The sequence below is a fragment of the Fulvivirga sp. genome (assembly GCF_040220315.1).
In the GTDB taxonomy this organism is placed as follows: domain Bacteria; phylum Bacteroidota; class Bacteroidia; order Cytophagales; family Cyclobacteriaceae; genus Fulvivirga.
The window spans coordinates 1-6,115 of record NZ_JAVJUY010000325.1; the positions used below are offsets into that span (position 1 = coordinate 1).

Here is a 6,115-nt window from a genome sequence, read left to right on the forward strand (position 1 = left end):
GTGGCAATTGCAGCACCTATTGCGAAATGGGTATTGATGTTCGCTGGTACGCCCAACGAGGTCAAAATATTATTCGCTCTTCATGTGTGGGTTGTGGAGTATGTTCATCAGTTTGCCCAAGGGGTGTTTTGAATTTGGAAAATAAAGACCCGGAAGGAAGGTTTAATGAACCGATACTTATTGGAAATGATAGTGTGAAAATAAAGTAAGACTGCCAATTGTAGCCTGTTTCAATAATAGCCTATTGAGAGTGGTATACCTTTAAAAGGTAAGGTGTCTATTCCACCAGATTGAGTACTAATTGTATTATCATAATATTAATTATTTTAATATCAATTTAAATATTTACAGAATTTTATATCTTCATAGCAGTGTCGGATTACATTCAATTCCACTTATGAAAAAAAATACACTACTCCTTATTTTCTTCGCACTTAGCCAAGTTCTAAATGCCCAAGATCAAATTCATAAAAAAGACAACACCGTAATTAAATGTAGAGTAGTTGAGGTTGGTTTAGAAGAGATAAAGTATACAGAACATTTAAAAAATGATGAACTAAGGATATCCATCGCTGTAGATCAGGTAAGAAAGATAGTTTTTGAAACTGGTCGTATAATAGAGTTTACTGATCCATTAAATGACCCCAATTCTTATGCAGATGATCGTAAAAGGGCTTTAAAATTTCATTTTCTTTCCCCACTCAGAGAAAATTTAACTTTCTCGTACGAGAAAAATATTAAACCTGGGCGGAGTGTCGAAACAACATTTGGTGTTATTGGCGTTGGATTTGATGTCGACCCCGAAGATAATAGTACAGGAATTCATACTGGTATAGGCGTAAAATTTATGCGTACTCCAGACTTTTACTCCTCACGCTTTAAGTATTCGCACATCTTAAAAGGGTCTTATATTAAACCTCAAGTTCTTATATCAGCGTATCGGAACGAATACAATTCTTACTTGCTAAACTCTCCGAACCCAACTCGGAAAGAAAAGGATGTAGTTGCCCTTGCACTGCTTTTAAATCTGGGTAAGCAGATAGTTTTTGATAATTTCTTTCTTATTGACTATTCTTTTGGACTGGGATATGGATTTACAAATATTTCAACTGGAGAAGGTGACGTGAGTTATAGGAGTGACCATTACGGATTTTTAGCAGGTGATGAAAACTTTCCCATTGCTATTAGCTTCAACTTAAAAGTAGGCATCTTATTAAAATAGCGTTGGACTTATTAGTGCCACGTGAATATGTAATGGCATGCACGTAACCAATATCTTGGCAAATCACATAATGTTCATATACCAAGATATCGCTGTTTTAATCACCCATCACTTAATTTTTAAATAAGACTTTAAGGAACAGGCTTCCCCGTACAATATTCGGGGTTCAAAAATAATAGTTAAACTTTTTTATTAAGTTTCAAACATTTCTGAAACTTCAATGTTTTTACAATCAGAAACTAAAAGCTTAACGTATTATGAAAGAATTAATCTTAGTTGACATGATGACCATTCCAAAGGATGATCCTGTCGCATTTACCTTCTTTACTGGCTATATGGCCATGTTCGCAGCCTCTGTCTTTTTCTTTTTTGAAAGACAAAGCGTTTCAGACAAGTGGAAAACTTCGCTATTGGTATCAGGCTTAATAACCATGATCGCAGCAGTACATTACTACTACATGCGTGATTACTATGCCGCTACTGGTGAAAATCCAACTGCTTTACGTTACATCGATTGGACATTAACAGTGCCTTTGATGTGTGTTGAATTTTATTTACTTACTAAGGCCGCAGGTGCAAAAGTATCCCTGCTATGGAAACTTATTGCCGCCTCCGTTTTAATGCTTGTGGCAGGTTACATAGGAGAAGCGTTTGTTCCTTTAAATGCCGATGGCACTGCCGCAGCGGGAGCAACCGGTCATAGTGTAATGTGGGGTGTAATATCTACAATTGGTTACCTCTACATACTCTACACAGCATGGTTCGGTGAAGTAAAAACACTGGGTGATGCTTCTGGTAACCCTCAGGTAGTAAAAGGCATTAAAATTTTAGCATGGTTTGTATTAGTAGGTTGGGCAATCTACCCCATAGGTTATATGTGTATGCCAGGTGGATGGTTGAATACTGGGCTAGGTTGGACATCTTCCAATGTAGACCTATTCTACAACATTGCTGATGCAATCAATAAAATTGGATTTGGTTTGGTTATATATTCTGTAGCTAAGTCCGATCCTGCTACTGTGAAAGCATAAGTTCAAGTTAGTTTTATTAAGGTCTGCACCCCAGGTGGTGTAGACCTTATATTCTACAACAAAAATTATGGCTAAGTTAGATAAGCACTTACTTATAATTACCCTTGCATTAGTTGCTCTACTAAGCCTAATACGCCTCCCAAGTGGACTAGATACCATTTTATTCTTAGTAACTATCATTGTTATTGGTATACCCCACGGTGCGTTAGACCATGTTATTGAATTTAAGAATGCCAATCCCAGCAGGATTCAGTTAGTTAAATTCTATGCCATTTATATCAGTTTGATAGTAGTAGTTTGCGCTTCTTGGTACTTGTTTCCTCAGCTTTCTTTTCTGGTATTTATTGCTATTTCAGCATATCATTTTGGCCAATCGCAACTCTACTATTTCCCAGTAAAAGGCATCCTCTCACAATTATATTTTCTGAGTTGGGGCATGGCGCTATTGGCCATGATTATATTTACGAATATTGACGAGTGCCTGATAATTTTCAAGTCGCTAGAATGGCTCAATACCACCCAATTAAACAGCTCCTTTTGGCTAATTTTATTGGCGTCAAGCAGTGTTTTATGGTTTACAATGTCTTTGGTCTACTTTCTTACGGGTGTGGTAAAATTTAAAGATATTGGAAAAGAAGTTTTATTACTCGCTATGTTTTGTGCTATTTCCTTAACTAGTAATGCAGTGATTACATTCACTATTTATTTTGGCATCTGGCATTCATTTCGATCATTAATTCTGACATTCAAATCTATTAAAGAAGATGTAGGAAATTCAATAGTACAATTCATTAAAGCGGCACTTCCATTCAGTATAGCAGGAATTGTTTTTCTAGGTTTGGGTTATTACTTTTCTTTTCAATTCGATTTAGGGATTTCAATTTATATGATTTTTATCATTATTATATCCACCCTAACAGTACCTCACTTATTTGTTATGAATAGGCTGTATAATCCTATTCATTAATATCTTTACCCTATGAAATATTCCGATGCCAAGGAAGAATTTATTAGAACGTGGGGTGCACTAGGTACCTCATGGGGTATTAACAAGACTGTTGCTCAAATTTTTGCTCTTTTGATGATTAGCCCTCATGAGCTTTCCGTTGAAGAAATTATGCAAGAACTACAGATTTCGAGGGGTAATGTAAGTATGAACTTAAGGATTCTTATCGATTGGGGTCTGGTATACAAAACAACACGCAAGGGTCAAAGGAAAGAATATTTTTACTGCGAAAGAGATATATGGTCTATTTCCCGTAAAGTGGCAGAAGTTCGAAAGAATAGAGAAATTGTCCCTGTTGCCAAAGTTTTGGACAGTGTATCACAGATAGATGGTGAAGAAACTGCAGAGGTCAAAGAATTTATACGAGTAATGAACGAACTCAATGATGTGGTAAGAACTACAGATCAGGCTCTTTCACATTTTATAAATAGCGATAGAGGCTGGGTTTCAAGAACAGTAATTGAATATCTAAAAAAGAAAAAGAGTTAAAAATAAATCTCCTGCGCCAAACGATACGTATTGGCATGTGCCTCAATAATATCTTTTATTTTTTCTGAGTACCCACCGCCCATACTGGCCATAAGCGGAATGCAATTGTTATAAGCCGTTTTTAACACAAGTTTATCACGTTGCTTACAGCCTTCTATTGTTAAGCCAAGCCTGCCTAATTTATCGGTGGCTAGCACATCTACTCCCGACTGAAAAAAAATAAAGTCAGGTTTGACAGAATCGATCAGGCGTTTAAAATGAAAATCCAATATCTCTAAATATTCTTTATCATCTGTATTATCCAGCAGGCCAATATCCAAATCAGATTGTTCTTTATGCAATGGATAATTTTTTGTTCCATGCATGCTAAATGTAAACACCCGATTATCATCTTGAAAAATTTGTGCAGTACCATTTCCTTGATGCACATCTAAATCCACCACTAAAATTTGCTTTACTTTATTAGCATTTAAGAGATAATTAGCTGCAATTGCAATATCGTTCAGAAAACAAAATCCTTCTGCCCTATCCGTATAGGCATGATGCGTACCACCCGCAATATTCATTGCTACTCCATATTCAAGGGCATAGTCTGCTGCCTGAATAGTGCCCGCATTAATAGTTACCTCACGCTCAACAATTAATTCTGAAAGTGGAAAGCCGCTTCTTCGTTCTTCTTTCCTCGTTAATGAAAGTGTTTTTAATTTTTTCCAATATTCAGGATGGTGAGTCGATACAATTTCTCTTTCTGTAAGCTTTCGAGGTTTAAAAAAATTATCATCAGTAGCAGTACCTTCATAGAGCAATTGCTCGGGCAGTAAATCGTACTTTTCCATCGGAAAACGATGGCCATCAGGCAATGGATGGTTGTAAATCTCTGACCAGGCTATTTTAAGCATTAATCACCCTCTTCTTCAACCTTCCATGTATGATCTGAAAGTAACTTTACAGTAGCCACAAACTTTTTAAACGGCATACTAGCGCCCCATTCTCTCGGGGAAATCACTGATAGTAGTTGCTTTCCATCTTCCTTCTCGTATAAATGATAGGTATGGCCCATAAGCGGTTTAAACTTCATTTCCGCCTGATAAATTTGCTCTGAGATTTCTATTCTGCTATGCACCTCTTCTGCCTGTTTTAGAAGCAACTTCATCTGCTCATAGATTTTTTCCAGATGCATCTGGCTCTGCTCGTGCATAGCGGCAAGAGCCTGACCTTTAATTTTACCTTTATCTTCCGGTTTAATTAGAGCACTACCCGCATGGTGTGCATAAGGTAATGTGGAAGGTGTAGTGGTTATTTTATCTCGGAGCTTCTCTAACTCTTCATCAGACATAACCATTACACTTCCTATTTTCTTTTCTACTTTATCTGCCATTTGTTTATCAACAAATTTTTTCCTGCTATGTTACCTGATATACAAAGGTATGTTGGAATTTAATAAATAAAGAATTCGTTAAACCAACACTCATATTTGACGCATGAATCCTATTCGAAAGAAATAATAAATTGACTCATCTGAAGAATTATATTTTTGTAGTCCTGCTGTCAGTAATTAACTGCCAGGGCTTATTCGCACAGGTAGAAGTCAGCGGACAGGTAATTGATGCTGAAACTGAGGAAGTAATGGCGTTTGCAAATATTCAGGTGGTAAACACAAAGGCCGTTGTAACTTCCGATAGCTTGGGTAGATTTAAAATTCGTGTTTCACACCCCACAGATACTTTAGCAATTTCCTTTATGGGGTATGACCTCAGAAAACTTTCTGCAGCTGAAGTTATGAATACCTACCTTATCAAGCTTACTTCATCAACCACTACGCTGAAGGAAGTGGAAATATTGGGTGAAAAATCATCTGTAATTCAACAGTTCGAAAGTATCAGGCCCGGCAAACAGGTGTTGAAAAAAGAGACTGTATTAGCATTACCTGCCTTAGCAGGCGAACCAGATTTTATTAAGGCACTAACATTATTACCGGGCACTACCAAAGGCGTAGAAGGCTCTAGCGATTTTTTTGTACGTGGTGGCGATGCCGATCAAAATTTAGTTTTAATGGATGGTGCAACGGTTTATAATACCGGTCATCTGTTTGGTTTTCTTTCAGTATTCAACCCCTCCGCTATTGGCGAAGTGAATATGCTCACCGGTGGGTTTCCTGCAGAATATGGTGGCAGGCTTTCATCAATAATAGATATAAGAACTAAACAGCTAAATGCCGATAGAACATTTATTGAAGGTGGCATAGGGCTTATTTCTTCGAGAATAGCCGTTGAACATCCAGTTATTAAAGATAAACTGGCCATACAGGTAGCAGGAAGAAGAACTTATGCCGACCAGGTAGTTAAACTAGCTGGTATAAGTTTGCCA

At 37.1% G+C, this 6,115-nt stretch carries 8 protein-coding genes; 6 read left to right on the plus strand and 2 right to left on the minus strand.

The genetic code is table 11. The features are described 5' to 3' along the window. From RLO81_RS16650 to RLO81_RS16670, 5 genes are all read left to right on the plus strand, one after another. The coding region (locus tag RLO81_RS16650; RefSeq protein ID WP_350114256.1) for a 4Fe-4S binding protein at window positions 1–209 on the plus strand (209 nt) is incomplete at its 5' end. A 188-nt stretch (window positions 210–397) separates the two neighbouring features. Next, the gene (locus tag RLO81_RS16655) at window positions 398–1,222 is read left to right on the plus strand and encodes a hypothetical protein (RefSeq protein ID WP_350114259.1); all 825 of its coding nucleotides are present in this window, start codon (window positions 398–400) and stop codon (window positions 1,220–1,222) included. A gap of 257 nt (window positions 1,223–1,479) precedes the next feature. After that, complete coding sequence (locus RLO81_RS16660) at window positions 1,480–2,253, plus strand: bacteriorhodopsin-like (protein ID WP_350114262.1); 774 nt, start codon at window positions 1,480–1,482, stop codon at window positions 2,251–2,253. 67 nt (window positions 2,254–2,320) lie between these two features. Next, window positions 2,321–3,220, plus strand: coding sequence for a Brp/Blh family beta-carotene 15,15'-dioxygenase (locus RLO81_RS16665; protein WP_350114265.1), 900 nt, complete (start codon window positions 2,321–2,323; stop codon window positions 3,218–3,220). Window positions 3,221–3,232: 12 nt separating this feature from the next. Then, entirely contained in the window at window positions 3,233–3,748 is a 516-nt protein-coding gene (locus RLO81_RS16670; protein WP_350114268.1) for a GbsR/MarR family transcriptional regulator, read from the plus strand. Here RLO81_RS16670 and RLO81_RS16675 read toward each other — a convergent pair. Then, window positions 3,745–4,647 (minus strand): histone deacetylase family protein, encoded by a 903-nt coding sequence (locus RLO81_RS16675; protein ID WP_350114271.1) that lies wholly within the window; start codon window positions 4,645–4,647, stop codon window positions 3,745–3,747. The genes RLO81_RS16670 and RLO81_RS16675 overlap by 4 nt on opposite strands. After that, window positions 4,647–5,126 (minus strand): DUF2452 domain-containing protein, encoded by a 480-nt coding sequence (locus RLO81_RS16680; RefSeq protein ID WP_350114274.1) that lies wholly within the window; start codon window positions 5,124–5,126, stop codon window positions 4,647–4,649. The genes RLO81_RS16675 and RLO81_RS16680 overlap by 1 nt, the downstream gene beginning before the upstream one ends. 131 nt (window positions 5,127–5,257) lie before the next feature. Here RLO81_RS16680 and RLO81_RS16685 point away from each other — a divergent pair. Beyond that, window positions 5,258–6,115: carboxypeptidase-like regulatory domain-containing protein (locus RLO81_RS16685; RefSeq protein ID WP_350114277.1), on the plus strand; the 858-nt coding region annotated here is incomplete at its 3' end.

Bases quoted from the DNA above. Each gene is read 5' to 3' on its own strand.
- RLO81_RS16670 (WP_350114268.1), top strand. From the start codon at position 3,233: ATGAAATATTCCGATGCCAAGGAAGAATTTATTAGAACGTGGGGTGCA.
- RLO81_RS16655 (WP_350114259.1), top strand. From the start codon at position 398: ATGAAAAAAAATACACTACTCCTTATTTTCTTCGCACTTAGCCAAGTT.
- RLO81_RS16680 (WP_350114274.1), bottom strand. From the start codon at position 5,126: ATGGCAGATAAAGTAGAAAAGAAAATAGGAAGTGTAATGGTTATGTCT.
- RLO81_RS16675 (WP_350114271.1), bottom strand. From the start codon at position 4,647: ATGCTTAAAATAGCCTGGTCAGAGATTTACAACCATCCATTGCCTGAT.
- RLO81_RS16665 (WP_350114265.1), top strand. From the start codon at position 2,321: ATGGCTAAGTTAGATAAGCACTTACTTATAATTACCCTTGCATTAGTT.
- RLO81_RS16660 (WP_350114262.1), top strand. From the start codon at position 1,480: ATGAAAGAATTAATCTTAGTTGACATGATGACCATTCCAAAGGATGAT.